We start from the raw sequence: 25,902 nt of genomic DNA, 5'->3' as shown, positions 1-25,902 counted from the left end.
GCGACTAACCTGCAACAGACAGCCGCTTATTTCTACATTAAGTTATGTTTTCTTGATCGTGACCATGCTATTTAAAGACACTTTTCTTAAGTGAGAACACAATCTATTTTGTCTAAAAAACCACTTAATCGGGTTAATGCAAAAGCAAAGACATTTGCTTAACCTGGCTCGTACTTGGTGATTTTAAAGGTTATTCGTCACGCTATGGAACAAATTGCCGTCGCCGAATTGGCGTTAACGGAGCAAAAAAATGCGCCCCAGTGGGCGATTACGAATGGATGCAGCCAGCCCTTTTGTGCTTCATCAATTGGTGCCACTGGTTAAACCTTTTAGAGCGACATACCCAGACATCGAGCTTGAATTAGTATCGAATGAAAGCTTTACCGATTTGATAGAACCCGAATTCAAGTCCGACCTGACGATTCGAATTGGCGGATTAATGGACTCTGGATTACACGCCAACTTGCTAGCCCGAAGCCCTCTTCATTTGGTGGCCTCACCAGACATATTAAAGCCAGCAGTGGCGAAACCATTCGTCAACTATGCTTAGCAGGCAATGGTATTGCTTTACTCTCTAATTTCATGATTTATAAAGATATTAGAGCAGGTAAATTAGTGAGCTTACTTACTGAATCCATCGACCGTCCAAACCCTAGAGAACAAGTTCAAGCCGTGTATTACAAGCACACCAAACTGGCTTCTCGTATTGAAGCCTTTTTAAATTTTATAAAAACGCGTTTAGATTTATAATTTTTCAAAACGCATTAAGCATAAAAAAACATATGAAAGTACCCATTACATAGGTACGCATTTCTTTACAGTCTTAACATTGTTTTTTTTCTAGCGAGAAGATAATTTACGCTAATGGTAGAATATGTAAAATCAACTGGAGAGACACAATGATGAAGAACCTACACCCTATCGATCGCATAGCAAGAGGCGTGATAGGAATTGTTATTATTGGTTTTTTACTATTAAATAACAGTTATCTTCAAGAGCCTATATTAGAAATATTATTAGCCATCTTTGGGGTGCTTAATTTGGTTTCTCTCATTTCTGGATGGTGTCCTGTTTATCATTTAGCAGGCATTAGTACATGTAAAAAATAAATAATACATTCCTCCAATCCTTTGGAATTGCATGCCGCCACTGTTAGAGCTACAGAGAGACAAACTATTTCGTTTAAGGTTGATACTTGTCTGCCTTTGCGTTGCCTTGTTTGTGTCGTCTATTTATGTGGTTGTTTCTTATCGCCTTTCTTCTGACCTGGGTATAGAAGCAGAAACCGTGTCTCTTCATCGACAAACTATGTTATTTCACGCCGAGCTTGTCGAAGCAGACAATGAAGCGACCCAACGTCTAAAACACCTTATTGAACTTACCTATTTAAATGACCATGTCCGCACAGAACTATTGTATGTAGAAGTTCATGGGGATGAACTTGACTGGTCACTTAATCATAATATGACCTTTTCTCAAATAACGACTCTCAAAGAAAAAATCGTTTCGAAAACACAACAGAGTAAACGACCATCCATGGTGAATGGTCTTGAAAAAGTCGATGGGGAACGCTTTCTTTGGCAAATGGTAGAAGGGCAAGGTTATAGCATTATCATGATAAAAGCGGCTAGTAGCGTTGATGCAGCCCTTAGCCTCATAGCTAAACGTTTATCTATCACCTCATTCATCGTTTTTTGGCTCGCGCTTTGGCTCGCCATCACACTGTCATCCTGGATGAGTAAACGAGTTCAAAGTAAAAATGATGCTCTTGCAAAACTCGCGACCTATGATTCGCTGACCGGCCTACCAAACAGGTTGTATTTGATCAATATGATGCAAAACATCATGCCCGAAACACCAGCGGAGTATGAAAAAACGAATGAAACACCTTTAGAAACACCTTTAGAAACACCTACTAGAGGCTGCCTGTTTGCAATAGATCTCGATAAATTTAAAGAAGTAAATGATACTTTTGGCCACTCTTCAGGTGATTTATTACTCAGAGAAGTCTCCCGTAAGCTTGCTTTAGCCCTTAATCCGACACAAACCGTCATGCGTATAGGTGGTGATGAATTTATTATTTGGGCACCTGATTTAGAAATAGAAGAGGCTCATAAACTCGCTCAGAAATTAATAGACGTCTGTAATGAGCCTATTATGATCCATAAACTGTCGGTTAACACTGGCGCCAGTATTGGCCTTGCGCACTACCCAAGTCATGCAAAAGACGCTGAATCACTGATGGTGTGCGCAGACATTGCCATGTATGAAGCCAAGCAAAAACGCAGTGGCTGGAGCATATTCAGTGAACGAAACACTCAACTCGGCCACCAACGATTACGGCTACGTGCAGACCTCGAAAGCGCGCTATCAGAATGGCAAATTAAATTCCACTACCAGCCTAAAGTTGAATTAAACAGCGGGAATGTCATTGGTGTTGAGGCATTAGCACGTTGGTATCATCCGACAGATGGGATTCTTGCGCCTGTGCATTTTATAGATTTGATTGAGCAAAGTGGTCGTGTTCAGGAGTTTGGACGCTATGTGATTCAAAGCGCGATTCAGCAATTAGCGCTATGGAAAACACAGGGGTTATCGACACCCATCGCCATTAACTTATCGCCTTATAATCTGCTTGATCCCGATTTATTAGACTTCACGCTAGCCTTACTAAAGCAGCATTCAATCGGTACAAAACAGTTAGAAATAGAACTCATTGAATCGTCGACAAGCATCAACATCGACTATATAGCGAGTCGCCTGGATGACTTTAAACGAGCAGGAATAGCTCTGGCTATCGATGATTTTGGCACAGGGATGAGTTCCCTTTCTTACATCAGTAACCTAAATGTTAATGACATAAAAATTGATCGCTCTTTTATTAGTGATATTGAAAAAGATTTAAAAAAACAAGCCATCGTTTCTGCTGCCATTACCTTGGCAACCTCCTTCGATTGCAATGCTATTGCAGAAGGTATTGAAACAAAAGCTCAAGCCGATATTCTCATCAAAATGGGCTGCCTTTATGGGCAAGGTTATTATTTCGCGAAACCCATGAGAGCCGACGAGGTCGAAGCATTATTGCTTTCTAACACCTCTCTTCCGCTCGCCTGAGAATGGGCGTTAAAACGCGTCACTACCGCCATTTTACCCAGCTTAAACACTACGCAACAAAAAGCGCACAAAACCTCGCACAACAACTACGGTCATAATATAAGAAAATGCTAAACTAGTTTTATAGTCATTCAATAATGCTGTCGGCTGATGACCAATCACTTTCAACTCAACAACCCATGAATCAATCACTCGTAGTGAGGCCAATATGAATATCGACACACTGCAAGGCTTTGTTTCTCCTGAAAAAATAATTCCAAATACAGCAACAATAGAAGAATTGGAAAAAATTGTTTCTGCCGTTCGAGTTTACTTAAAAATGGACATTGCCATTATTTCTGAAGTAAAAAACGACAGTTTATACTTTCGTTATGTAGACGTGGATCCAACCAGCGACTTCCCACAAGGTAGAGAGGCAAAGCCTTACCGAGGTTCATATTGCCGAGCATTGGTGGATAATGAAATTCCAGGGCTCATTCAAAACACTCAAGAGCATGCCGTTGCCAGCAAGTTGGTTTCTACAAAAGCCTTCAACATTGGGTCTTTCATTGGTGCGCTAATCTATTTGGAGGACGGTTCATTTTATGGCGCCGTTTACTGTTTCCAAAACAAACCAGATTACACATTAAACGTGCGGGATCTTTCGGTAATCGAGTACTTTGCCAACTTGATAGGAGAAACGCTCGACGCTCACGCTAAAAAAGTACAAGAACGTCATGAAGTTGAAAAACGCATTAATAACATCATCGCCAACGACTTCATCACCATGCATTATCAGCCAATTTTAGACTTTCGTACCAATAGCATCAGTGGCTATGAATCCCTTGCTCGCTTTAACAGTGACCCTTATGTCACACCCGACATTTGGTTTAAAGAAGCATTGTTAATCGGCATGGATGAAAAACTGGAAATGTTGGCCGTGAGGTCGGCACTGAAACTTGATCATCTTTTTCGTGACAACAACCATTATTTATCCATTAATGCCTCCCCTAGCCACATCCTCAGTGGTGCACTGGAAAACACCATTGGCCACTTTGTGTGTAACGTATTAATTGAAATAACCGAGCATCAACCGATCGCGGACTATTCGGCCTTTCAACGAGCGCTTCAACCTCTCAGGCGTGAAGGCGTCAAACTTGCAATTGATGATGTGGGAACGGGCTATTCCAACCTCAGTCATATTTTAGAATTAGAACCTGATATCATTAAATTGGATTTAAGCCTGACCAGAGACATCCACAAAGACAGAAAACGCAGCGCATTAGCGTCCGCACTGTGTACTTTTGCCAAAGAAATTGATTGTGAAATCATTGCTGAAGGCATCGAAAACGTCAACGAACTCAATAAATTAAAAGAGCTCGGCGTCAATAAAGGACAAGGGTATTTCATCGGGCGACCATCTCCTTTTCCATGCAATTACACTCATTGATATGCATTCGCTCTCTTAAAAAAGTTCGCTTAAAAAATACACATAAAAAAAGCCTAGTCATCGGTGACTAGGCTTTGATCGTCTAACATGTCGACGCGCTTAATTAGAGACCTAACGCATCGATATCAGCCGCATCATGGTGTTCAACCAAACACTCTTTTTTAACAGACTTTGTCGCTATGACATAACGCTGCAACTAAAGACTTCCGAAATCAAATACGATTCAGTAAATCGGTTTTTTTAGAATTGTATTCATTGTCAGAAATCGCGCCCATATCACGCAGCTTAGCCAATTTCTCAATTAATTGGATCACGTCGTCAACGGAAGTCGTATTGCTGAAATTTTGAGTCGTTTGCATCGCCGGTGTTGATTTATAAGGTGCTGGTGCGGGCGGTTCTATAAAATTATTTTGAGGTGCAGGCGCTCGCATTATAGGAGCAGACCCCGTCCCAGAAACAACCGGTAATGTGTTGACTAGAATCGTGCCATATTGACTCGAAAAAGTCAGCGATGAATTGCCACCTTGCTGCTGACTGATGCCGCCAATATTATTGTCCAAGGTATCGTAAACTGTCACATTGCCATTCACTTCAACCGCAAGACGTTTTGGAAAAATAGCGTAACGAGTGCTATTTTGTGCGCCACTGCTAAAAGGTTGACCAAGATCTCCAGGCCACCATTGATTACTGGATCTTGAACCTTTTGGTAACGGCATAAACACTTGCATATTAGCAAGGCCATTCGCCAATTCATTACACAGGTTATCCACGGTCGATTTTAGACCGTAGTTAAACATGTCGCCAACCATGGTCATGCCGCCGCGCATCCATTGACCACCACCACCCAACTCAGGGCAGTTAAACTGTGCCATTGATCCGCTGCCATTATTCACCGCAATCAGCATGTGAAGCACCGCATCAAAACTTAGGTTGTAGCGACTGGAAAGGGAGTTAACAAGGTTTTGTCCATCTTGCGTTAAATTTTGCATTTTCGAGCTCTCTAAAAGTGACGTAGAGCTGTTCTCTTCTGTCTTGTCAGCCACAAAGGACATACATCGCCTAGTACATCGACACAAAAAAAGAGTAGGTTGCAGCATCATGCTGACCAACAGATTTCGTAGATCTTGATTCTAACACATCTGCGTCTTACAAAATGGTGACAAGCGCTCAAATTGACTGTTTATTTTTTGAACATTTCGGTTATCAACAATTAAAAAAGGGACAAGCCATTAAATGGCTTGTCCCTTTTCAAAAACGCGCGGGGACGTCTTATATTTTATTTAACAAGACCATCAAAATCCGCGGCATCATGACGTTCATGAAGCTGTGCACCGTCACCAAAAGCCTTATTAACAATACGGCCGCGCTGTACTGCTGGGCGTTGTTCTATCGCTTTTGCCCAACGCACGACGTTTTTATAGCTGGTTACGTCTAAGAACTCAGCCGCATCGTATAAATTGCCCAATACTAAATTACCGTACCAAGGCCAAATGGCGATATCGGCGATCGAATACTCTTCACCGGCCATGTAAGTATTATCAGCAAGTTGTTTGTCCAACACATCTAATTGACGTTTGGTTTCCATCGTAAAGCGGTCAATCGGATACTGCATTTTTGTCGGCGCGTACGCGTAAAAATGACCAAAACCACCGCCTAAATAAGGAGCAGATCCCATTTGCCAGAATAACCAATTACGACATTCTGTTTTTGCCGCTAAATCTTTTGGTACGAAGGCATCGAATTTTTCAGCCAAGTATTGAAGAATAGAGCCGGACTCGAAAATGCGAGTTGGTGGTGTTGTACTGTGATCCATCAAGGCCGGAATTTTTGAGTTCGGATTTACTTCTACAAAACCTGAACCGAACTGATCACCTTCACCAATGTTAATCAAATAAGCATCGTATTCAGCATTGCTTTTACCCAACACTAAAAGCTCTTCCAACATAATCGTCACTTTCTGGCCATTAGGCGTGGCCAAGGAATGAAGTTGAAGTGGGTGCTTACCAACAGCGAGTACTTTTTCATGAGTTGCCCCAGAAATAGGACGGTTGATGCTCGCAAATTTACCACCGCTTTGTGCATCCCATTGCCATACTTTTGGCGGTACATAGTTTTCGTTATTAACTGTGTCAGAACTCATCATATCTCCTAAAAATAGTTATCGGCTAAAACGCTTTTCAAGCCACTGCAGTCAATAGACCGACGATCATCAAGGCGTGCCTTTGAATACTGTTTATAAAATCCATTAATGCTCAACAAAAGCGCGTTCGATGACGTAATCTCCTGGCACTCCGATCTTTGGAGACTCTTTAAAACCAAGCTCATCAAGCAAAGCGGCTGTGTCTTTAAGCATGCTAGGGCTACCACAAATCATCACCCTATCATCCACTGGATTCAACTGTGGTAAACCAATATTTTCTGCCAATTTACCACTACGAATCAAATCAGTCAGGCGACCTTGATTACGAAAAGGTTCACGTGTCACCGTAGGATAATAGATCAATTTTTCACGAACCTGTTCACCAAAGAACTCATTGTTAGGCAATTCTTTTTCAATAAAGTCCGCATAAGCAAGTTCACTCACATGACGTACGCCATGGATCAAAACAATTTTGTCGTATTGTTCATAGGCGTCAAAATCCTGAATAACGCTTAAAAAAGGCGCTAAACCGGTACCAGTAGATAATAGATATAAGTGTTTGCCTGGATGCAAATCACGTGTCACTAAAGTGCCCGTGGGTTTGCGACTGACTAAAACATCATCGCCTACTTGCAAGTGCTGCAAACGGGACGTTAACGGGCCGTTTGGTACTTTTATACTGAAAAACTCCAAATGTTCTTCGTAATTAGGGCTGGCGATACTGTAAGCACGTATCAAAGGGCGCGCTTCAGTTTCTAAGCCAATCATAACAAACTGACCATTGTCGAAACGCAAGCTTGGATTACGTGTGGTTTTAAAGCTAAATAAATTTTCATCCCAGTGATGGACACTTAAAACACGTTCAGTAACAAATGCACTCATGACGACCTCATTCAAATTTTAGAAAACCTCCCTGATAGAATGGAAGTTTCATTGGCTGATACGCATACTATAAGACAATTCTATATTTGTTTAATTGATTATCCAGATGTCTTTAATATGCTCAGCATATATAGGACTAAGTACTAGTACATCATAATTTGATTGCGATTATGTCATCCAAATGTACAAAAAATACGTTAGTAAATAGGAAGATCAAGTTTATCAGTAAGAAAATCACTATCTGCAACGTCAAAGAACGAAATAGTGTTATGTATTTGCTATCAGACTTCTTTTTAACCATTAAAGGACACTTTATATGATGATTCGAAATACACTCAACAGCGCCTTAGGGTTACTGATACTTTCCGGTGCGGCTACTTTTAGCAGTGCTTCACTCGCTGCACCGCAAACCATGATCGTCGCGGGCGGTTGTTTTTGGTGTGTAGAGTCCGACTTTGAATTGGTTAATGGTGTGAGCGATGTTATCTCTGGTTACACTGGAGGCCAAACCAAGAACCCAACATACAAACAAGTATCGTCAGAACAAACAGGCCACTTTGAAGCCGTTGAAATTCACTTTGACGATGATATCGTTTCACTAAAAACATTGGCTGACTATTATTGGAAAACCATTGATCCGACTGATGCCAAAGGGCAATTTTGCGACAAGGGCACACCATACAAAACCGCGATGTTTTATCAGAACGATCAACAAAAAGCGGTTTTTGAAGCGTCTCTAGTAAAAGTAGAAAAGACCAAACCCTTTAAAGCAGACATCGTCACCCAAATTCTTCCAGCAGACACTTTTTATCTTGCTGAGGAATACCACCAAAGCTATTACACGAAAAACCCTATTCGATATGCCTTATATCGATCAAGCTGTGGTCGTGATAGCAAAATTGAAAGTTTATGGGGTGACATAGCAAGCCACCAATATCACTAAACACGACTAAAAAGCGCCAACTAAGGTTTACCAAACAGCCTATTGGTTGGCGCTACTATTCTTTCCTCTTCTCTTCCCTTTTCTCTTTTTCATTCCTTAACATCTCTCAAATTTTGCCTTTTAGAAGTATCAGCAAAGCGTTTTTTATCTACAGTAAACGCATAGAAGATGAAGCAAATCTGTAAAAAACACCGGTAACCTAGCCATTCTAAAGTTCATATACCAAAGTAGAAACTCAACTCGCGACGTTCTCAAAAAGTAACTAAAAGGAGTTATACAATGAACAAATTTATTCCCGTAATCGCAGGCGGCATCGTTATAGCGTCATTCAGTGCTGCAGTAAGCGCAGCAAGCATGGCTGAAAATGACAGCGGTCTTTATGTTGGGGGTAATTACGGTTACCTAAAAGTAGAAAGCGAAGATGACTTCGATGATAACAACGATGTAGTACAAGGTATTGTCGGTTACCGATTAAATTCCTTTCTTGCCCTTGAAGGAAGCTACATTGACTTTGGTAGCTACGGCAGCAGCGCAGCCAACGCCAAAACAACAGGTTACACCGCTGCATTAAAAGGCACGATACCGATTACTCAAACGGTTGAAATTTTTGCAAAGGCAGGTCAACTTTGGCACGAAACGGACTATAACATTGCCACTGTGTCCGGTAGTTCCGACGATAAAAGCCTATTTGCAGGCGCCGGTGTGAACTTTAAAGTCACCGATAACTTTTTACTAAACGCTCAATACACTTGGTACGACGTCGATCTAGAAGCTGACAATGTTTCCTCAGATTCGAAATTCGAAACAGACTTCAACCAAGCCAGTGTCGGCGCTGAATACCGATTCTAATCCCGCGCTATTCACCTGCACTATTCACCTGCACTAAGAAGAGCTTATCCGAACAGGTAAGCTCTTTTTTTATTCACAGATTCGACGCTTACCAACGATTCATAACTCGACAGCGATAAGCTGGATTTGACACTCTCCACCACGATAAACAAGGGATAAATGATGGTTATTCATGTCACGTTGAAACACAGACCATCCATCTCCTTCAGAACAACGAGACAGTTGAATAGATTTTAAAGACGTTTGCTTTTGAGTCTCACTGTCCAATGCTTTAAAAAGGGCCTCTTTTGCGCACCAAACCTCATAGAAGTAGTGCTTTCTTTCTACTTCCACCATTGCCTTTAGTGTTTCAAGTTCTTCATGACTCATAAAAAAATCACTTTTATGAATCAGATCTTTTCTATTTTTTTTATACTCAATATCAATACCGATAGGGAATTTATGTAATACACAACACACAAGAAAACCGCTGTGTGAAATTGAAACATAATAATTATCTAGGCTGTCGACTCTCGGAGCCGCAAACGCTTCTTCTAGAATAAGAGGAAGGTTCTGTAGATTTTTCTCACTTTGTAGAGCGTGGATTAATAACGTTCGCCCTACTACAAATTCTCTTTTTTTCTTTTTGCTTTTTAGCCCAGACGCTTTATTTTTTTGGGTAACTGGCAAGCTGTCAAAAAGGTGCTGCTGTTGCTCATTCGACAAGGTCTCAGTATTGGCAAAAAAAATTTGTATGTCACGCAGCATAAAAATCCATATGATTCTTGATATTGTTTTTGCCGTTGCCACAAGACGTATAGTTAATAAGCGGCAGGGTAACAGTATTTAATTTATAGCGTTATTTCTGAAACGAAAAAACCGCTTTCACGGCTTTTCATTTCAAAAAATAGTGCCACATGGAATCGCCATACACGCATTATTTGTTAGCCATTATTTATTCTAGTGTCACAACCTTGCCTGTCAACGCAACGCCAGCCATAACCGCACCTGCACCACATTGAAACGTTTCAGAACTGGAAGTCAGGTTGTTTTTGTAGTTAGACTTGATATCCACCACCGCATTACCACCTTCTTTTATCGCTCTTTCTTTAAGTGCAATCATTGCAGAAAGAAAAACCCAATTACAGGCATCTTCATCGCTCTTAGCAAAAGCATTCGTTTTTTTATTGGTCTTAAATCCACCAAAATCCTTAAGCGCTTTACCATAGGACTGATCACCAAAATAAAACGAGACATCCGTTCCTAACTTTGATTTGGCTACCTCTGAACTCATGATACTGGAAATTGAATAAGCCCTAATAGAATCACGGGCAAAGCTGTAAGGTGAGCAGAAAACAAGAACTGAAAGGGCTAGAATTGCAGCTTTCTTCATAATAGTCATTTCCATTTAAATATTAATGTAGCCGAATGATAACGCTCAATGAATTTAGCAGCAATACACCTACAGCAGCCTCTTTAAGCCGACTAGCTCCAGTTCAAAAACCATACTCACGAAGGACATTATCAAGTTGTCATAGATCAGTGGATCTAAGCGGCTTAAAGATAGGGGCAAGCTACTCACCATCATTCTTAGTGATTAAAATCGCCATCAAATATAGCCGACCACACCCACCTCATTTAGGTCTGTGTTTTTAATTACCCGACCCTTAAAATATGTAAATCCTATGTAAATATAGATAAAAAAACAGTATCCTTAACGGATATTTAGAAACAGGATCGCTGTGTAAAACACAGTCAAATCAGGGATAATTATCAGTGTTAAGCTTTAAAATACGCGGTTGGAATGCCTATACTCCAGGCTTAGAGTCTGCAGAGTCTTGGGGGAATTGGTTACAAAAAAAATATATTTTGCCCACTGACGCACCAAAACCCGGATTAAAAAACATCCCTTTAATGCTCCGAAGACGCTTTACCACCATTGGCAAGTATTCAGTAGAAGCGGCGATGCCAATATTAGCTGAAAACGAACATATACCCTTGGTTTTCGCTTCTCGTCATGGTGATGTTGAATTAACACTCTCTTTACTTCAATCCATTGCCAACAATGAACCACTTTCTCCCACTAGTTTTAGCCTAGCAGTGCACAATGCAATAAGCGGGTTATTTTCAATTGCACGCAAAGATCGAAGTGAAGCGACGGCAATATCTGCAACAGAAAACCTGATTCCATTTGCCTTAATAGAAGCCGCGACTCAGTTGCAAGATAATAAACAGGTGTTATGCATCATTTGTGAATCCCCGCTACCTGATTTATACAAACCATTTGCTTCTTCGCCCCCCTTTCCTTACGCCATTGCAATGGTGTTAAGTCGTGAAGAAGGAGACACCTTTCATTTGAAAAGCGCGCCTTCAACAGTTTCTGAACAAGGCCAAAACAATGAGCTAGAAGAGCTAATGGCACTTCTTTTATCTCATCGTAATTGCGCACGCTTCCCTACCACTCAAGATGTCGAGTGGATCATACAAAGGTAGGGTATTATGCTCGATATAATCAAATACTATTGGCGCTGGCTAGCAACGGTGTTTAGCTTCATTATTTTTGGAGTCGGGGGCGTTTTGCTCCCTATTATTGCTTTGCCTATTTTATATTGTGTTCCAGCGACAGCATTGATTAGAGAAGAGAGAGCCCATGCTGTTATTCATCACACATTTCGTTTTTATATCGCAATGATGAGACGCTTGGGCGTCTTAAGTTATGACATTGAAGGGGAATCCAAACTAAAGAACGCACAGCTTATTCTAGCAAATCACCCGTCACTCATTGACGTTGTGTTTTTGATTGCCTTAGTACCAAACGCAAACTGTGTCGTAAAAGGGCGTTTAGCGAAAAACGTCTTCACTCGCGGCTCAATACGAACGGCAGGGTACATTATTAATGACAACAATGAGCATGTCATTGAAATGGCCGCAGACGCTTTTTTAAAAGGGCATGCGTTAATTGTTTTTCCTGAAGGAACACGATCTACACCAGAAGAAAAATTAACACTGAAACGCGGTGCCGCGAACATTGCTATTCGTGCAAAAGCAGAAATAACCACGGTTCTTATTGAGTGTAAACCGGCCACGCTCACAAAGAGTGATCCTTGGTATAAAATCCCAAAGACGAAAGCCCATTTCAAAATCCAAGTAAAAGATAAAATTGATGTACGCACTTACTTAGCGGAAGGTCCGCCTTCCGTTGCAGCAAGAAAGCTAACCGCCGATTTAACAGATTATTTTAATACGGAGTTAATATTGAATGACTGATTTGAAGTTAGACATAAAGAACATGATTATTGATGCGCTTGAACTAGAAGACATTAGCCCCGATGAAATTATAGATTCAGATCCTCTTTTTGTAGATGGCCTTGGCCTAGATTCAATTGATGCACTTGAAATTGGTTTAGCTTTACAAAAAAAATATGGCATTAAACTAAAGGCTGATTCTAAAGAAACACACGAACACTTCGCTAGTGTGAATGCATTAGCCGCATTGGTTGAGTCCTACAAAGAAAAAAATTAAGAGACAATTATGAGTAGTATTAATCAAGACGTGTTTGACAAAGTATCGGGTGTTTTACAAGAGTTGTTCGAGTTGTCTGCTGAGGACATTCACCCTTCTTCAAATTTATATCAAGACCTTGATATTGATAGTATCGATGCCGTTGATTTGGTCGTCGAGCTCAAAAAAATGACGGGGAAAAAGATCAACCCTGAAGATTTTAAATCCGTTCGAACTGTTGAAGATGTGGTTATTGCCGTAGAAAAACTGTTTGTATAAGGTCTTCAAAAGTGCCCCTCAAAATTATTTTAGTGATAGTCACCATTGTTTATCCTTTTATTGTCTATTTTGGGTTAGCGCACTTTGATTCGACTCTGGTCATGTTTTTCGTCATTGCTCTTTTGATGATAAGAGGTTTCACGGAGAAACAAAAAAACGCACGCAGCGTCATTTTCACATCGGCGTTTGGTGTATTGGTCGTGGCCTATTTTTGGGGCGACCAACAGGGATTAAAACTGTACCCGGTACTGGTGAATGCCTCCATGCTACTGCTTTTCGCCTCTAGCCTTTATGCGAAGCAATCGATCATTGAACGAATGGCAAGACTTAAAGAGCCCAACTTACCAGAAACTGGCGTTCAATATACTAGGAAAGTGACCATTGTTTGGTGTGTGTTTTTTACATTAAATGGCCTTACTGCCTTATTCACTGCATTCTGGACATCTAACGAAACGTGGTTATTTTACAATGGCTTTTTGGCTTATCTCCTGATTGGTTTATTGGTCGTTATAGAATGGATTGTAAGATTCAGAGTTAAGCATAAAGTATGAAAACGTTAACGCTTTTATCTCGATGGTTATTGGATGTTACAGATGAACACCCCATTGCAATGATGGATGACGTCATCGTAACAAAGGCACAAGTGTCTAATAAAGTGGCGATGTGGCAAGCCATTTTACCTTTATCATCAGGACAGAAATGGGCCGTGTACCATAGCGATGCGATTGAGTTTTTTACTCTTTTACTCGCCTTGTGGCAATCAAACTGCACTGCTTGCATTCCAGGTGATAATTGTACGTCGACGGTCGAACGCTTAGAAAATTCTGTGGCTGGCTTTCTAGGTGAGTTTGAAAACGCTTACTCTTCGGAGCAAAATAATAGTCAACTGACTAGAACAACATTTTCTTGGATAGAGATTGAACGCGGCTTTCCAGCAATAGAAGTTTATACTTCTGGCTCGACTGGAGAACCAAAACCAATCACAAAAACCATGGCTCAAATTGATGATGAACTGTGTTGCATTGAGGCTTTGTGGCCACTTTCTGACACGTCTATCGTTTTATCGACGGTTACTCACCAACACCTGTTTGGATTAACCTTTCGCTTATTTTGGTCATTAGCAAAAGGTCGGCTTTTACTTAGCAAACACAGTTCCTTCTCTGAAGAAATTTATCATCTTGCCTCACAATGTAATCAATTTATTCTGATCTCAACCCCCGCCCATTTAAAACGCTTAAATCATCAGCTTGACTGGTCGATTTTGCAGGGCAAGTGTGAAGCTGCCATTTCTTCTGCTGCACCGTTGCAATATGAAGAGAGTATGTACGCCGCTAAATTACTTTACACCCCGATATTTGAAATATACGGCAGTTCAGAAACCGGCGCGGTGGCGTGGCGGAATCAATCTAAAATAGAGGCAGATTACTGGACCTTATTGCCCCACATAACTTTGAACGAGACAGAAAAAGGCTATATTGTAAACGGGCCTCATGTATCGTCAGAACACCAGACTCTTTCAGATAATATAGAACAACTGACACCTGATTGCTTTCGCTTACATGGTCGAACAGACCGCATCGTCAAAGTAGAAGGAAAGCGTTTGTCTCTATCTAAAATGGAAAAGTGTTTAGAACAAAGTGATTGGGTTACCATAGCACGAGCCTTGGTTGTCACTAAAAAACGGGAAGAAGTGGCCATTGTCGCAGAGCTTAGTGACAAGGGAAGAGCGTTAGTCCAACAACATTCACAGAAATGGTTAATTGCGCGGCTCAAACAGAGCCTAAAAGCGTCTTTTGAACTTGTGTTGATTCCCAGAAGATGGCGCTTTGTCAGCACACTCCCCTACAACCAGCAAGGCAAGCTTCCTATGGAATCGTTACAGGCATTATTTGACAATCAAGAGATGAAATGGCCACAAGTACTAGATCGCACTCATACAAGCGAGAATACTTACCGGCTTAATTTTTATATTCCTAAAGAACTCATCTATTTTGATGGTCACTTTGAGAACAATCCTATTTTACCCGGCATTGCTCAAACACATTGGGCCCAGCATTATGGCAAAGAAGTGTTTGCTTTCAAGGGGCGTTTTAGTCGCTTAGAGGCCGTCAAGTTTCAGAGTGTTATCTTCCCGGATTCTAAAGTGACATTAACATTGGAATACCATCCCATTAAAGGGAAGCTAGTCTTTCAATATATATCAGAAAAAGGAGTGCATTCTAGTGGAAGAATCTGCTTTGAATAACCCGTTCAAACCGGCAATCGTTATCCCGGTGTACAACCATGAAGACGCCATCGAAAACACGCTAGAACAGGTGCTTGAATATGGCTATCCGGCGGTTTTAGTTGATGATGGTTGCGGCGCTAAATGTCGGGAAGTGTTAGAAAAATTGGCTGAAAAATACCGTGATCAGGTTTACCTAGTCCAGCTCGCTACTAATAGTGGTAAAGGGGGCGCTGTGAAAGCCGGTATGCGTTTTTTACTGGACCAAGGCTTTAGTCATGCTCTACAAGTGGATGCTGACGGGCAACATAATATTAGCGACTTGCCTATTTTTATACAGGCCGCGGAAAAAGAGCAAGAGAGCCTGATTTGCGGATTTCCTATTTATGATCACAGCGTTCCGAAACACCGCTATTACTGCCGTTATTTTAGCCATGTCTGGGTATGGATAAATACGCTGTCTTTTTCTATTAAAGACTCAATGTGTGGCTTTCGAGTTTACCCCTTGGTTAAGATCTGCAAGCTAATAGATCGTGCCTCTTGTGGTAACCGTATGTCATTTGATACCGAAGTTGTCGTACGCTGGGTCTGGTCTGGCCATAAAATAAAGAACATGCCGACCAAAGTTATCTATCCAGAAAATGGGGTTTCTCATTTTAATGCCATAAAAGACAATGTATTGATCAGTTGGATGCATACACGTTTATTTTTTGGCATGCTTTGGCGTTCGCCTGCTTTGTTATGGAATAAACGACATGGATAAGCATTGGTCAACAATCACTGAAACAGGAACGGTTTTCGGCATGCGTATCCTATTGATGTGCTACCGACTATTTGGACACAAAGGCTTCCGTCTACTTCTTGCGCCCGTCATTCTGTATTTTTATTTTAGAAAACACGCTACCCGAGCGGCGTCCAAAGAATACCTACAAAAAATTGCCCCTTTTTTACCCGAACATAAGCGCAAAAAACTCACACCTTTCCGCCACTTTTGGATGTTTGGTGAAGTGTTGTTGGATAAATTCTTGGTCTGGATGGGGAAAATCAAACCTCAAGACGTTGTCTTTGAAACTCCAGACACTTTTCAAAAAATCGAAGCGTCGAAACTTGGCGGTATCATAGTTGTATCACACCTTGGTAACACTGAAATTTGCAGTGCCCTTGCGCATCAATTACCCGATATTAAAGTCACCATGTTGGTTTATACCCAGCATGCACAAAAATTTAACAAGATGTTACAGCGCACCAACGCCAATGCCACCATTAACCTAATCCAGGTAACGGACATGTCTCCTGCAACAGCAATGATTCTTTCTGAGCGCGTTGTCGCGGGTGAATTTGTCGTTATCGCAGGGGATCGAACACCGGTTAATAATGGGGGACGCGTTTCTATTGTAGACTTTCTTGGGGCTCAAGCCGCGTTACCGCAAGGCGCGTTTATATTAGCTAGTTTGTTACGTTGTCCGGTGTATTTGATGTTCTGTTTAAAACAGGACTCTGCTTATCATATTTATATGGAAACCTTTTCGGAAAAGCTCTCTTTTGCTCGAAAAGAACGAGAACAGAAGTTAGAAGAAGCCGTGACGCTTTACGCTAAACGCTTAGAGTATTATTGCCAGTTGGCTCCGTTACAATGGTTTAATTTTTTCCCCTTTTGGCACGTGGAATCAAAAGACCAGCAGGCGTTAATAAACAACCGTGACGCATAGTTTTGTCTTCAATGACGGCAGGATAAAGTAATGATAGACGTTGAAATAGAATTAGAAATACCTTTTCATGACGTAGATGCTATTCGAGTGGCTTGGCATGGGCATTATGCCAAATACATGGAAATAGCCCGTTGTAAACTAATGGATAAAATCAACTACAGTATTGTTGAAATGGAAGAAAGCGGCTACGTGTGGCCAGTCATAGATATGCGCATTCGTTACGCTCATCCATTAATATTTGGACAAAAATTCAAAGTTCGAGCAACCTTAACCGAATGGGAAAACAGACTAAAAGTGGACTATGTCTTTCTTGATGCCCAAACTGATAAGCGCTTAACAAAAGCCTATACCATTCAAGTGGCGGTTGAAAAAACATCCGGTGAAATGCAATATGCCTCTCCTCCCATTCTCCTTGAAAGACTAGGTGTCTCTATATGAGAAAAATTTTCCTCGGTATTATTTTTTCTGTGCTAAGCATCTCAGTATTCGCCAATAATTTGGATGACTTGAAAGCGCTTACAACAACCCCTGAAAAACTGTCAGGAACGTTTTCACAAAGTAAATATTTAGCGCAATTAGAAACCTCAATAAACTCTTCTGGATCGTTCAATTATATACGCGATAAAAAAATTGTCTGGCATACCTTAACACCCATTAATAGCACCTTAGAGCTCACGCCAAAGACGATGTTGAGTTATCAAGATGGTGAACAGGTTAACAAACTTGATTCGGATACCAATCCGGTTGTCGCGGTGTTTAGTGACATTTTTTTTGGGGTTATGACCGCTCAATGGCAAATATTAGAAGCGTACTTTTCTGTTAGCGCGGAGGTTTCTGATGGCCAGTGGAAAGCAACACTTGTCCCCGTAGATGAGAGTATCGGTGGATTTATTAATAAGGTAACGCTGGAAGGTGATAAGTACTTACAACAAATTACTCTGTATGAACCAGAAGGCAATATCACTCACATTACGTTTGATAAATTGCAGCAAAAATGAAAATGAATTTTAAATTAGGCGCTCTCATTTGGGCCATTATAATTCTTGTGATTTGTATTTTCGCCGCATTAAAACAAACAGCCGTTGATACCAGTATCATGGCGTTATTGCCAAAATACGACCAAAAGCCTTTGGTCAACGAGCTGCAAGAGCAACAAACAGCAGAGTATGCCAACCATGTGTTTATTATGGTATCGGCAGATAATAAACAAAGTGCTCGGTCTGCCGTTAACACCATTTCATCAGAATTAGACGTACTTGTTGGCATCGCTGACCTCACCCAATTTGTTGATTCCTCTAGTACACAAATGGACGCTCTGTATCCATTTCGTTTTGCTTTATTAAGCGATTCTGTCACTAAAAAACTGCAAATAAAAGATTACGAAGGTCCATTTCAATCAGCATTAAATGCGCTATTTTCGCCTATTGGAGCCGGAAAAGCAGACCTAATAAAAGATCCATTCTTTTTGTATTCCGATATGCTGTTGGAACAAAAAATAAACATTCAGGTAAAAATAGAAGACACCCTGTTACGTTTAACCAATGTCGAAAAGCCGAGTTATCTTTTAGTATTAGAATTGCATAAGAACCCTTTCGACTTACCCACACAAGACCACGTGATGCCGGTACTGAAGAAGATCCAGCAACACATGGGCGAACAAGGTATCCGTGTTTCCTATTCCGGTTTATTACTCCACGCAGCGAAAGGAGCGGAGCAAGCTAAATTCGAAATTTCAACCATTGGACTAGGCTCTCTTCTGGGCATCGTTTTAATCATTTTATTGGTTTTTCGTCGTATTGTTCCGTTATTTCAAGTGTTACTTCCCGTCATGGTTGGCTGTCTGGTTGCAGTGGCTGTTACCTGTTTATGGTTTGAGCGAATACATTTAATCACCATCGCCTTTGGCGCAGGGTTAGTTGGCGTTGCGGTTGATTATTCTATGCATTTTGTCTGCGAAAGTTACCTATATACGGGGGTCGCTGTCGTACGTAAGCTCTTTTCGGGATTGTTATTGGGATTGATTTCCAGTGTATTAGCTTATGGTGGTTTAGCGTTAACGCCCTTCCCAGGCTTACAGCAAATAGCGGTTTTTTCAGCCACCGGCTTGATTGCGGCTTGGTTAACGGTCTTACTGTTTTTACCGTTAATGACCACAAAGAACGCGCCGAAAAATAAACAACGCCCACTGCCCGCCGCTCTCATCTTGAATCGCGGTAAAGACGCTTTTCCAACATTAGACAAGCACCCCAAAATTGCGAGCGTATTGGTCATTACGGTAGGTTTTATTTCTGTCGGTTTGTTTTTTTGGGCAACGCCACAAGACAGTGTGCGATTGCTGCAAACGTCCCCGCCTGCTTTATTACAAGAAGATCAAAAAGTACAGCAAGCATTAGGTAATAGCGTCAATTCTGCTTTTTTGATCGTGTCTGGAAGTAGCCGTGAAGCGATGTTAGAAAATGAAGAGCTGTTTCGACAACAACTAGACTCATTGGTGCAAAACGATAGGTTAGCCGGTTATCAGGCCATCAGTCAGTCATTGCCATCGTTGCAATGCCAACGACAAAACATTGCCTTGGTGACGCAATTGTACCAAGCCAAGCTTGATGCTTATGCTCATGCCATAGGGCTATCAGATTCACAAAAGACATTGGCTTATCAGAGTTTACAAGAAAATCAGCAAACCTTATCCCCTGAAACATGGTCAGCACTAGCGATGAGTGCGCAATGGCAAGGTGCATTGGAACCTCGTTCAACGGGTGAATACGCCTCAGTCATTAGGTTACAAGGACATTTGTCGGAAGCGACCATTCGTCAATTACAAGCAGACGCCGCCGCTGATAACAATATTAACTATGTTGACCAAGTCGCTGACATTAGCGCGACCTTGGCTCAATATCGCACCAAGGTTGCAGAGTGGCTGTTCATTGCTTATGGCATCATAACGGTGCTGTTATTTTTCCGCTATCGACTTGATATATGGAGAGTCATGTTGCCGCCTATCACAGGCTCGATTATTGCTTTGTCATGCGCGGTATTGATTAACGGTGGGTACAATATTTTTAACCTAGTTGCTCTGATGTTGGTGTTTGGAATCGGACTCGACATGGGTATTTTTTTACAAGAGTCTCGAGGCGGTGTACACACTTGGCTGGCGGTGTCATTGTCAACGCTAACCAGCCTGCTCGCCTTTGGTCTATTAGCACTGAGCCAAACACCCGTTCTATACCATTTTGGTATCATCGTTTTACCTGGGCTATTAGTTATTTGGCTGTTATCCCCTTTAATGCAAACCAGTCAATTGGAGACACGATAAATGGAAAAACCACGACGTTGTTATGATGTGGTAGTGATTGGAGCTGGCCCATCCGGTGCGGTAGCTTCATCAATATTATCGGAAAAAGGTTATCGAGTATTAGTATTAGAAAAACAACATTTCCCTCGCTTTTCAATTGGCGAAAGTTTATTACCTCAATGCATGGAGATTCTAGAATCTGCGGGAATGCTTCAAGCAGTGGTTGAGGCGGGGTTCCAATACAAAAACGGAGCCGCCTTTGCAACGAATAACCAGTACAGTTCTTTTGATTTCAGAGAGAAATTCTCGACCGGCTGGGGCACAACTTATCAAGTTCAACGCGCCCAGTTTGATAAGGTACTGGCTGATTGTGCAGCAGAAAAAGGAGTAGAAATACGTTATGGTCACGACGTGGTTGCCTACAAAGATATGAGGGATCAAGTACAACTCGATGTTATTTCTGAAGACAATACTTATCAGGTAGAAGCTAAATTTATATTAGATGCCAGTGGCTTCGGGCGCGTTTTACCAAAACTTCTGGGATTAGAAAAAGAGTCCACTTTATCTCCCCGTGTTTCCCTCTTTACGCATATTGAAGACGGTATCAACCATTCAGAATACGATCGTGATAAAATATTGATTTCTGTCTGCCCTGAAAACAACCAAATTTGGTATTGGCTAATACCTTTTAGCGATGGCAGAGCATCCGTTGGCGTTATCTTACCAAGAGAAATTTACGAACAAAATCAAATAAGTAATCACGACTTATTACATCAGTACATTTCAAAAACAACAACCATGAATGCATTCCTTGAAAAGGCAAAATTTGACACCGATGTGAGAAAAATGGACGGTTATTCCTGCGATGTAACCCATTTGTATGGTGATAAATTTGCTTTATTAGGCAATGCAGGGGAATTCCTTGATCCTGTTTTTTCTTCTGGCGTGACCATCGCATTAAAATCTGCCGACTTAGCAACGCACGTGCTAGATAAACAATTAAAAGGCCTCCCCGTAGATTGGGAGACGGAATACGCCCAACCATTAAAACAAGGCGTAAATACCTTTAGAGCATTCGTTGACGGTTGGTACGATGGTACTTTGCAGGATGTTATTTTCGCTGAGGATAAGTCGATTCAAATCAAAAAAATGATCAGCTCAGTATTAGCCGGTTATGCTTGGGACAAAAAGAACCCTTACGTAAAAGACCCTAATCGACTAAAGGTACTCGCCGAATTATGCCGTACTTAATCAGAATTTTTTTATTATTGAGCCTAGTCGTTTTGACTGGCTGTAGTGTAGTTCCTACGGCTGAAAAACCTATTGACGGCTTAATCTTACTAACACCGATTAAGGGGGCTAATACACAAGTTCTAAAACAAAAAGTAACATTGAAAAAATACACACAAGCAAAACAATTTCTTGCCGTCACACGCTTTTCGGCACAGGAAACAAAGCTTGTTGCGCTATTACCTACAGGGCAAATTTTTCTCTATTTAGTTCATGATGAAAATGGTTTTGAAGAAAAAAACGAGTCCGGTATAGCCTTACCCAGCAAAGACATTCTCGCCATGATCCAATTTACTTTTTGGCCTGAATCAAACATCAAATTAGGCTATCCAGAGTCACAAGGATGGCAAGTGGAAATAACGACGAATACGCGAAATTTATATTACAAAAAAACCTTGTTATTGGAAGTGAAGATAGAAGGTGAAAACGTGTCCATTATTCACCATGGCGATCATTATAATGTAGATATTCATACATTCGACCAAGAGGTTCTCCCACTTTGACTCGTTGTTTTTTAAACTCAATGTCGATGATCAGTGCCCTAGGCGCTGATACAAGTGACGTGAAAAATCGCCTGCTTAGTGGTCTCCCTAAGCTGGCGTTTTCTCAAAAATACCATTCAGCAGGAAACGCTCTGCCCATAGCCTTAGTACAAGAAGCGTTGGCGCCAATCCCTCTTGATGACCAAAAATGGCATAGCCGAAATAACCAATTGGCTTGGACGGCAGCACAATCAATACTGCCGGATATCCAAGCCTTAATTTCGACATTTGGAAAGGAACGAATTGGTATTGTCATCGGAACCTCGACTTCTGGTATTAGTGATAACGAACACGATATGCACATAAACGCCCAATCAGGTGCATTGCCTGATTCTTATCATTACGGCAAACAGGAGATGGGCGCACCTGCCTCGTTTTTGGGAGCTGCTCTTGGTGTATGCGGCCCTGTTTTTGGCGTCTCTACCGCCTGTTCTTCTGGTGCAAAAGCGCTAGCGTCTGCCCGTCGACTTATTCGTTCCGGTGTTTGTGATGCCGTTATTGCTGGCGGTGTTGATACGCTATGCAAATTGACAGTGCAGGGTTTTTCTTCTTTGGAGGCGATAAGCGAGGAGCAATGCAATCCCTTCAGCGTGAACCGAAAAGGAATTAATATCGGCGAAGCTGCCGCCTTGTTTATTATATCTAAAGACAAAAGTGATATTGAATTAGTGGGGGTTGGAGAAAGTTCCGATGCTCATCATATTTCAGCACCAGACCCATCAGGACAAGGCGCAATCCGCTGCATGACGGCGGCATTAAAAGACGCCAATATCACCCCAGATAAAATACATTATTTAAATCTTCACGGCACAGCAACGCAACTGAATGATCAAATGGAAGCGAAAGCGGTCGCTGAAGTTTTTGGTAATAATACCCCTTGCAGTTCAACCAAGCCTTTTACAGGTCATACCTTAGGTGCCGCTGGCGCACTCGAAGCCGCTATTTGCTGGCTCGCCCTAAAAGAGGGATTCATTCCTAAACATCTCTGGGATGGTTGTCACGATGATAGTTTACCTAGCATTGGTTTGAGTGAAGGAGAGCAAAATTGCACCTTACAGTACGCGTTAAGTAACTCTTTTGCCTTTGGTGGAAATAACATTTCGCTTATTTTGAGGAAAGTATAATGGCATCGGATTACAGCGTCGCAGAATTGGTGCCTCACTCTGGCAAAATGAGTCTCTTAACCAGAATACTAGATTATGGCGATGATTGGTTGTCTGCTGACGTTGAGATTAAAACGGATTCCATGTTTTCTGATGAACACGGTGTACCCGCTTGGGTGGGTTTAGAATATTTGGCACAAGCCATCGCCGCGTATGCGGGTTTACAAGAACGTCTTCATGGTGGCGCACCGAAACTCGGCTTTCTACTGGGAACGAGAAAATACATTTGCACCAAAGAATACTTTTCTATTGGTTCAATATTAACGATTACCGTCAGTAAAAACCTACAAGCTGAAAATGGATTAAGCGCTTTTGATTGCATATTACACAGCACCGATGACTGTGATGCGTCAGCGCGATTAAATGTGTTTCAGCCAGAAAATGCTGAAGAATTTTTAAAGGATGCACAGCGTGAATAAGACAATATTAATTACTGGGTCAAGCCGAGGAATTGGCAAAGCCATTGCTCTTCGATTAGCGAAAGATGGCTACGATATCGTACTGCATTGCCGCTCTAGAATGGAAGAAGCAGAAGCCGTTGCAGAACAAGTCAGAGCATTCGGAAAGGATGTTCGCATCTTACAGTTTGATTTAACCGATAGAGTGCAAGCCTGTACCATTTTAGAACAAGATATGGAGGATTTTGGTGCTTACTTTGGCGTGGTTTGCAACGCCGGAATCGCTCGTGATAACGCGTTTCCAGCCATGCCTGGGGAAGAGTGGGATGAAGTACTAAGAACCAACCTTGATGGTTTTTATAATGTCCTGCACCCTGTCATCATGCCGATGATTCGCCGCCGAAAACCAGGCCGCATCGTCACCATGTCATCCGTTTCAGGTGTCATGGGGAATCGTGGACAAGTGAACTACAGTGCCGCTAAAGCAGGCATTATTGGTGCAACAAAAGCGCTATCAATAGAATTAGCAAAACGTAAAATCACGGTAAATTGTGTTGCTCCCGGCATTATCGAAACAGACATGACTGAACACTTACCTTTAGAAGAAGCACTGAAAATGGTGCCCATGCAACGAGCTGGCAGTACCAGTGAAGTTGCGGGGACCGTTAGTTTTTTAATGTCTGAAGATGCAGGCTACATAACGCGTCAGGTCATTTCTGTTAATGGGGGAATGTTTTAATGAAACGAGTAGTCGTCACTGGAATAGCGGGATTCTCCCCCATTGGCAATGATTGGGATACCATCTATCGTCATTTAAAAAGCTATAAGACTGGCATCAAACGCATGGATGACTGGGATAAATACGATGGGTTAAATACACGTCTAGCGGCGCCGGTTACCGACTTTACCTTGCCAAAACATTACTCACGTAAAACCTTACGCAGTATGGGGCGGGTTGCTCAGTTTGCCGTCTGTAGTACCGAACGAGCGCTAGAAGACGCAGGGTTGCTCAATTCCCCTTTGCTTAGCAGTGGTCAAATGGGGGTGGCTTATGGCTCTTCCGCAGGAGACTCAATCTCCTACATTGATTTTGGTAATATGCTAACCAAGAACTCAACCGATGGCTTAAACGCTAATTCTTATATAAAAATGATGGCTCATACTGCCCCCGTCAATATTGGAGTTTTCTTTGGTCTACAGGGTCGAGTTTTCACCACCTCTAGCGCCTGCACTTCCGGTAGCCAAGGCATTGGTTATGCTTATGAAGCGATTAAATACGGAATGCAAACAGCCATGGTGGCGGGTGGTAGCGAAGGCTTGTGCGCCACCGAATCTGCAGTTTTCGACACCCTCTTTGCGACAAGTGTCAAAAACGACACCCCTCATTTAAGCCCTAGTCCTTTTGATAAAAATCGCGACGGTTTGGTTATCGGTGAAGGTGGTTGCTCCTTAATTCTTGAAGAGCTAGAGCATGCTAAAGCCAGAGGGGCTAATATTTATGCGGAGATCGTTGGGTTTGGCACGAACTCCGATGGAACCCATGTCACTCAACCCAATGCTAACACCATGCAAGAAGCCATTCGCTTGTCTTTGACCGATGCGAAAATAGAAGCGGCAGATATTGGTTATATTAACGCCCATGGGACCGCCACCGATCGCGGAGACATTGCCGAAAGTCATGCCACAGCAAACATCATGGGTAATAAAGTCCCGATTAGTTCATTAAAAAGTTATACCGGACATACCTTAGGGGCTTGCGGTGCATTAGAGGCTTGGTGCTCCATCGAAATGATGAGGAATAATTGGTTTTGTCCTACTGTAAATCTAACCACCCTTGATCCGCAGTGCGGTGATTTAGATTACATTATGACTGAAGGCCGTGAGATAGAAACGGATTATGTGATGAGTAATAACTTTGCTTTTGGTGGAATCAATACGTCCTTGATCTTCAAACGCTACCAACACTAAAACCTAAAAAAGTAAGGTAATGGAGCCCCCTTTGCCTTACTTTTTCAACGTTATCTCATACAATGCTCTATTAAGTTTATAAAACAACACGTTAAAAAGCATTTTGTACAGAGTTTAGCCTTTACACCGTCACTCACACTTTCCATTAATCCATTTTGACCCATCGTCACTAAGCCTCTACTATCTACACATTCAATTT

General features: G+C 41.7%; 28 protein-coding genes and 1 pseudogene. 23 read left to right on the top strand and 6 right to left on the bottom strand.

The window, feature by feature from the left end; translation table 11 throughout:
• The first annotated feature begins 250 nt into the window (after positions 1 to 250).
• The 3 genes and pseudogenes from MP3633_RS02490 to MP3633_RS02480 all read left to right on the top strand — a co-directional run bounded on the left by MP3633_RS02490 (position 251) and on the right by MP3633_RS02480 (position 3,114).
• Positions 251 to 750, top strand: a pseudogene (locus MP3633_RS02490) (LysR substrate-binding domain-containing protein).
• A 149-nt stretch (positions 751 to 899) separates the two neighbouring features.
• On the top strand, positions 900 to 1,109 hold the full coding sequence (locus MP3633_RS02485) for a YgaP family membrane protein (protein WP_176334341.1): 210 nt from the start codon (positions 900 to 902) through the stop codon (positions 1,107 to 1,109).
• Between the two features lie 31 nt (positions 1,110 to 1,140).
• The gene (locus tag MP3633_RS02480; RefSeq protein WP_176334340.1) at positions 1,141 to 3,114 is read left to right on the top strand and encodes a putative bifunctional diguanylate cyclase/phosphodiesterase; all 1,974 of its coding nucleotides are present in this window, start codon (positions 1,141 to 1,143) and stop codon (positions 3,112 to 3,114) included.
• A gap of 42 nt (positions 3,115 to 3,156) precedes the next feature.
• Here MP3633_RS02480 and MP3633_RS02475 read toward each other — a convergent pair whose 3' ends face one another.
• On the bottom strand, positions 3,157 to 3,336 hold the full coding sequence (locus MP3633_RS02475; RefSeq protein ID WP_176334339.1) for a hypothetical protein: 180 nt from the start codon (positions 3,334 to 3,336) through the stop codon (positions 3,157 to 3,159).
• Between MP3633_RS02475 and MP3633_RS02470 the strand changes: the two genes are divergently transcribed.
• Positions 3,323 to 4,543, top strand: coding sequence for an EAL domain-containing protein (locus tag MP3633_RS02470; protein ID WP_176334338.1), 1,221 nt, complete (start codon positions 3,323 to 3,325; stop codon positions 4,541 to 4,543). The genes MP3633_RS02475 and MP3633_RS02470 overlap by 14 nt on opposite strands.
• A gap of 212 nt (positions 4,544 to 4,755) precedes the next feature.
• On the opposite strand, the gene MP3633_RS02465 is transcribed toward MP3633_RS02470, so the two are convergent.
• The 3 genes from MP3633_RS02465 to MP3633_RS02455 all read right to left on the bottom strand — a co-directional run bounded on the left by MP3633_RS02465 (position 4,756) and on the right by MP3633_RS02455 (position 7,565).
• Positions 4,756 to 5,532 (bottom strand): SHOCT domain-containing protein, encoded by a 777-nt coding sequence (locus MP3633_RS02465; RefSeq protein WP_112141519.1) that lies wholly within the window; start codon positions 5,530 to 5,532, stop codon positions 4,756 to 4,758.
• A 287-nt stretch (positions 5,533 to 5,819) separates the two neighbouring features.
• Positions 5,820 to 6,683 (bottom strand): glutathione-dependent disulfide-bond oxidoreductase, encoded by an 864-nt coding sequence (gene yghU, locus MP3633_RS02460; protein WP_176336700.1) that lies wholly within the window; start codon positions 6,681 to 6,683, stop codon positions 5,820 to 5,822.
• A gap of 105 nt (positions 6,684 to 6,788) precedes the next feature.
• Positions 6,789 to 7,565: a ferredoxin--NADP reductase gene (locus MP3633_RS02455; protein ID WP_176334337.1), complete on the bottom strand. Its 777-nt coding sequence runs from the start codon at positions 7,563 to 7,565 to the stop codon at positions 6,789 to 6,791.
• A 316-nt stretch (positions 7,566 to 7,881) separates the two neighbouring features.
• On the opposite strand from MP3633_RS02455, the gene msrA reads away from it, so the two are divergent.
• Both msrA and MP3633_RS02445 read left to right on the top strand, forming a co-directional pair.
• On the top strand, positions 7,882 to 8,508 hold the full coding sequence (gene msrA / locus MP3633_RS02450; RefSeq protein ID WP_176334336.1) for a peptide-methionine (S)-S-oxide reductase MsrA: 627 nt from the start codon (positions 7,882 to 7,884) through the stop codon (positions 8,506 to 8,508).
• 279 nt (positions 8,509 to 8,787) lie between these two features.
• Positions 8,788 to 9,357: a porin family protein gene (locus tag MP3633_RS02445; protein WP_176334335.1), complete on the top strand. Its 570-nt coding sequence runs from the start codon at positions 8,788 to 8,790 to the stop codon at positions 9,355 to 9,357.
• A 99-nt stretch (positions 9,358 to 9,456) separates the two neighbouring features.
• On the opposite strand, the gene MP3633_RS02440 is transcribed toward MP3633_RS02445, so the two are convergent.
• Together MP3633_RS02440 and MP3633_RS02435 are read right to left on the bottom strand one after the other, a co-directional pair.
• Positions 9,457 to 10,104 carry a 4'-phosphopantetheinyl transferase family protein gene (locus tag MP3633_RS02440; RefSeq protein ID WP_176334334.1) on the bottom strand — a complete coding sequence of 216 codons (648 nt, stop codon included), beginning with the start codon at positions 10,102 to 10,104 and terminating at the stop codon, positions 9,457 to 9,459.
• Between the two features lie 187 nt (positions 10,105 to 10,291).
• Positions 10,292 to 10,729, bottom strand: coding sequence for an excinuclease (locus MP3633_RS02435; protein WP_176334333.1), 438 nt, complete (start codon positions 10,727 to 10,729; stop codon positions 10,292 to 10,294).
• A gap of 383 nt (positions 10,730 to 11,112) precedes the next feature.
• Between MP3633_RS02435 and MP3633_RS02430 the strand changes: the two genes are divergently transcribed.
• The 17 genes from MP3633_RS02430 to MP3633_RS02350 are packed head-to-tail and all read left to right on the top strand — an operon-like array spanning position 11,113 to position 25,703.
• Positions 11,113 to 11,829, top strand: coding sequence for a beta-ketoacyl synthase chain length factor (locus MP3633_RS02430; RefSeq protein WP_176334332.1), 717 nt, complete (start codon positions 11,113 to 11,115; stop codon positions 11,827 to 11,829).
• 6 nt (positions 11,830 to 11,835) lie between these two features.
• Positions 11,836 to 12,603: a lysophospholipid acyltransferase family protein gene (locus tag MP3633_RS02425; RefSeq protein WP_176334331.1), complete on the top strand. Its 768-nt coding sequence runs from the start codon at positions 11,836 to 11,838 to the stop codon at positions 12,601 to 12,603.
• Positions 12,596 to 12,859 carry a phosphopantetheine-binding protein gene (locus MP3633_RS02420; RefSeq protein ID WP_112136499.1) on the top strand — a complete coding sequence of 88 codons (264 nt, stop codon included), beginning with the start codon at positions 12,596 to 12,598 and terminating at the stop codon, positions 12,857 to 12,859. The genes MP3633_RS02425 and MP3633_RS02420 overlap by 8 nt, the downstream gene beginning before the upstream one ends.
• Before the next feature lie 9 nt (positions 12,860 to 12,868).
• Positions 12,869 to 13,117: an acyl carrier protein gene (locus MP3633_RS02415; protein ID WP_176334330.1), complete on the top strand. Its 249-nt coding sequence runs from the start codon at positions 12,869 to 12,871 to the stop codon at positions 13,115 to 13,117.
• An 11-nt stretch (positions 13,118 to 13,128) separates the two neighbouring features.
• Positions 13,129 to 13,668 (top strand): COG4648 family protein, encoded by a 540-nt coding sequence (locus MP3633_RS02410; RefSeq protein ID WP_176334329.1) that lies wholly within the window; start codon positions 13,129 to 13,131, stop codon positions 13,666 to 13,668.
• Positions 13,665 to 15,362 carry an ApeI family dehydratase gene (locus MP3633_RS02405; protein WP_176334328.1) on the top strand — a complete coding sequence of 566 codons (1,698 nt, stop codon included), beginning with the start codon at positions 13,665 to 13,667 and terminating at the stop codon, positions 15,360 to 15,362. The genes MP3633_RS02410 and MP3633_RS02405 overlap by 4 nt, the downstream gene beginning before the upstream one ends.
• Positions 15,340 to 16,104 (top strand): glycosyltransferase family 2 protein, encoded by a 765-nt coding sequence (locus MP3633_RS02400; RefSeq protein ID WP_244959785.1) that lies wholly within the window; start codon positions 15,340 to 15,342, stop codon positions 16,102 to 16,104. Before MP3633_RS02405 ends, MP3633_RS02400 begins: the two co-directional genes overlap by 23 nt.
• The gene (locus MP3633_RS02395; protein WP_176334327.1) at positions 16,097 to 17,050 is read left to right on the top strand and encodes a lysophospholipid acyltransferase family protein; all 954 of its coding nucleotides are present in this window, start codon (positions 16,097 to 16,099) and stop codon (positions 17,048 to 17,050) included. The genes MP3633_RS02400 and MP3633_RS02395 overlap by 8 nt, the downstream gene beginning before the upstream one ends.
• A gap of 30 nt (positions 17,051 to 17,080) precedes the next feature.
• The gene (locus MP3633_RS02390) at positions 17,081 to 17,488 is read left to right on the top strand and encodes an acyl-CoA thioesterase (protein WP_176334326.1); all 408 of its coding nucleotides are present in this window, start codon (positions 17,081 to 17,083) and stop codon (positions 17,486 to 17,488) included.
• Positions 17,485 to 18,048 carry an outer membrane lipoprotein carrier protein LolA gene (locus MP3633_RS02385; RefSeq protein ID WP_176334325.1) on the top strand — a complete coding sequence of 188 codons (564 nt, stop codon included), beginning with the start codon at positions 17,485 to 17,487 and terminating at the stop codon, positions 18,046 to 18,048. Before MP3633_RS02390 ends, MP3633_RS02385 begins: the two co-directional genes overlap by 4 nt.
• Entirely contained in the window at positions 18,045 to 20,363 is a 2,319-nt protein-coding gene (locus tag MP3633_RS02380) for an MMPL family transporter (RefSeq protein WP_176334324.1), read from the top strand. Before MP3633_RS02385 ends, MP3633_RS02380 begins: the two co-directional genes overlap by 4 nt.
• A complete protein-coding gene (locus MP3633_RS02375) occupies positions 20,364 to 21,593 on the top strand; it encodes an NAD(P)/FAD-dependent oxidoreductase (RefSeq protein WP_176334323.1) in 1,230 nt (409 codons plus the stop codon).
• Positions 21,581 to 22,135 (top strand): DUF3261 domain-containing protein, encoded by a 555-nt coding sequence (locus tag MP3633_RS02370; RefSeq protein ID WP_176334322.1) that lies wholly within the window; start codon positions 21,581 to 21,583, stop codon positions 22,133 to 22,135. The genes MP3633_RS02375 and MP3633_RS02370 overlap by 13 nt, the downstream gene beginning before the upstream one ends.
• Complete coding sequence (locus MP3633_RS02365; RefSeq protein WP_176334321.1) at positions 22,132 to 23,298, top strand: beta-ketoacyl-[acyl-carrier-protein] synthase family protein; 1,167 nt, start codon at positions 22,132 to 22,134, stop codon at positions 23,296 to 23,298. The genes MP3633_RS02370 and MP3633_RS02365 overlap by 4 nt, the downstream gene beginning before the upstream one ends.
• Positions 23,298 to 23,756, top strand: a complete 459-nt coding sequence (locus tag MP3633_RS02360; protein WP_176334320.1) for a hotdog family protein — start codon at positions 23,298 to 23,300, stop codon at positions 23,754 to 23,756. Before MP3633_RS02365 ends, MP3633_RS02360 begins: the two co-directional genes overlap by 1 nt.
• On the top strand, positions 23,749 to 24,474 hold the full coding sequence (gene fabG / locus MP3633_RS02355; RefSeq protein ID WP_176334319.1) for a 3-oxoacyl-ACP reductase FabG: 726 nt from the start codon (positions 23,749 to 23,751) through the stop codon (positions 24,472 to 24,474). Before MP3633_RS02360 ends, fabG begins: the two co-directional genes overlap by 8 nt.
• Positions 24,474 to 25,703, top strand: a complete 1,230-nt coding sequence (locus MP3633_RS02350; RefSeq protein WP_176334318.1) for a beta-ketoacyl-ACP synthase — start codon at positions 24,474 to 24,476, stop codon at positions 25,701 to 25,703. The genes fabG and MP3633_RS02350 overlap by 1 nt, the downstream gene beginning before the upstream one ends.
• The last annotated feature ends 199 nt before the right edge of the window (positions 25,704 to 25,902 follow it).

Source organism: Marinomonas primoryensis, from assembly GCF_013372285.1.
Classification (GTDB): Bacteria; Pseudomonadota; Gammaproteobacteria; order Pseudomonadales; family Marinomonadaceae; genus Marinomonas; species Marinomonas primoryensis.
Note: the sequence above shows the minus strand (reverse complement) of the source record. Positions and strands in the feature narration are given on the sequence as shown.

Bases quoted from the DNA above. Each gene is read 5' to 3' on its own strand.
- MP3633_RS02395 (WP_176334327.1), top strand. From the start codon at position 16,097: ATGGATAAGCATTGGTCAACAATCACTGAAACAGGAACGGTTTTCGGC.
- MP3633_RS02480 (WP_176334340.1), top strand. From the start codon at position 1,141: ATGCCGCCACTGTTAGAGCTACAGAGAGACAAACTATTTCGTTTAAGG.
- MP3633_RS02425 (WP_176334331.1), top strand. From the start codon at position 11,836: ATGCTCGATATAATCAAATACTATTGGCGCTGGCTAGCAACGGTGTTT.
- MP3633_RS02390 (WP_176334326.1), top strand. From the start codon at position 17,081: ATGATAGACGTTGAAATAGAATTAGAAATACCTTTTCATGACGTAGAT.
- MP3633_RS02375 (WP_176334323.1), top strand. From the start codon at position 20,364: ATGGAAAAACCACGACGTTGTTATGATGTGGTAGTGATTGGAGCTGGC.
- MP3633_RS02435 (WP_176334333.1), bottom strand. From the start codon at position 10,729: ATGAAGAAAGCTGCAATTCTAGCCCTTTCAGTTCTTGTTTTCTGCTCA.
- MP3633_RS02485 (WP_176334341.1), top strand. From the start codon at position 900: ATGATGAAGAACCTACACCCTATCGATCGCATAGCAAGAGGCGTGATA.
- MP3633_RS02470 (WP_176334338.1), top strand. From the start codon at position 3,323: ATGAATATCGACACACTGCAAGGCTTTGTTTCTCCTGAAAAAATAATT.
- MP3633_RS02440 (WP_176334334.1), bottom strand. From the start codon at position 10,104: ATGCTGCGTGACATACAAATTTTTTTTGCCAATACTGAGACCTTGTCG.
- MP3633_RS02415 (WP_176334330.1), top strand. From the start codon at position 12,869: ATGAGTAGTATTAATCAAGACGTGTTTGACAAAGTATCGGGTGTTTTA.
- MP3633_RS02350 (WP_176334318.1), top strand. From the start codon at position 24,474: ATGAAACGAGTAGTCGTCACTGGAATAGCGGGATTCTCCCCCATTGGC.
- MP3633_RS02370 (WP_176334322.1), top strand. From the start codon at position 21,581: ATGCCGTACTTAATCAGAATTTTTTTATTATTGAGCCTAGTCGTTTTG.
- MP3633_RS02445 (WP_176334335.1), top strand. From the start codon at position 8,788: ATGAACAAATTTATTCCCGTAATCGCAGGCGGCATCGTTATAGCGTCA.
- yghU (WP_176336700.1), bottom strand. From the start codon at position 6,683: ATGAGTTCTGACACAGTTAATAACGAAAACTATGTACCGCCAAAAGTA.
- MP3633_RS02405 (WP_176334328.1), top strand. From the start codon at position 13,665: ATGAAAACGTTAACGCTTTTATCTCGATGGTTATTGGATGTTACAGAT.
- MP3633_RS02420 (WP_112136499.1), top strand. From the start codon at position 12,596: ATGACTGATTTGAAGTTAGACATAAAGAACATGATTATTGATGCGCTT.
- MP3633_RS02465 (WP_112141519.1), bottom strand. From the start codon at position 5,532: ATGCAAAATTTAACGCAAGATGGACAAAACCTTGTTAACTCCCTTTCC.
- MP3633_RS02380 (WP_176334324.1), top strand. From the start codon at position 18,045: ATGAAAATGAATTTTAAATTAGGCGCTCTCATTTGGGCCATTATAATT.
- MP3633_RS02455 (WP_176334337.1), bottom strand. From the start codon at position 7,565: ATGAGTGCATTTGTTACTGAACGTGTTTTAAGTGTCCATCACTGGGAT.
- msrA (WP_176334336.1), top strand. From the start codon at position 7,882: ATGATGATTCGAAATACACTCAACAGCGCCTTAGGGTTACTGATACTT.
- MP3633_RS02360 (WP_176334320.1), top strand. From the start codon at position 23,298: ATGGCATCGGATTACAGCGTCGCAGAATTGGTGCCTCACTCTGGCAAA.
- MP3633_RS02385 (WP_176334325.1), top strand. From the start codon at position 17,485: ATGAGAAAAATTTTCCTCGGTATTATTTTTTCTGTGCTAAGCATCTCA.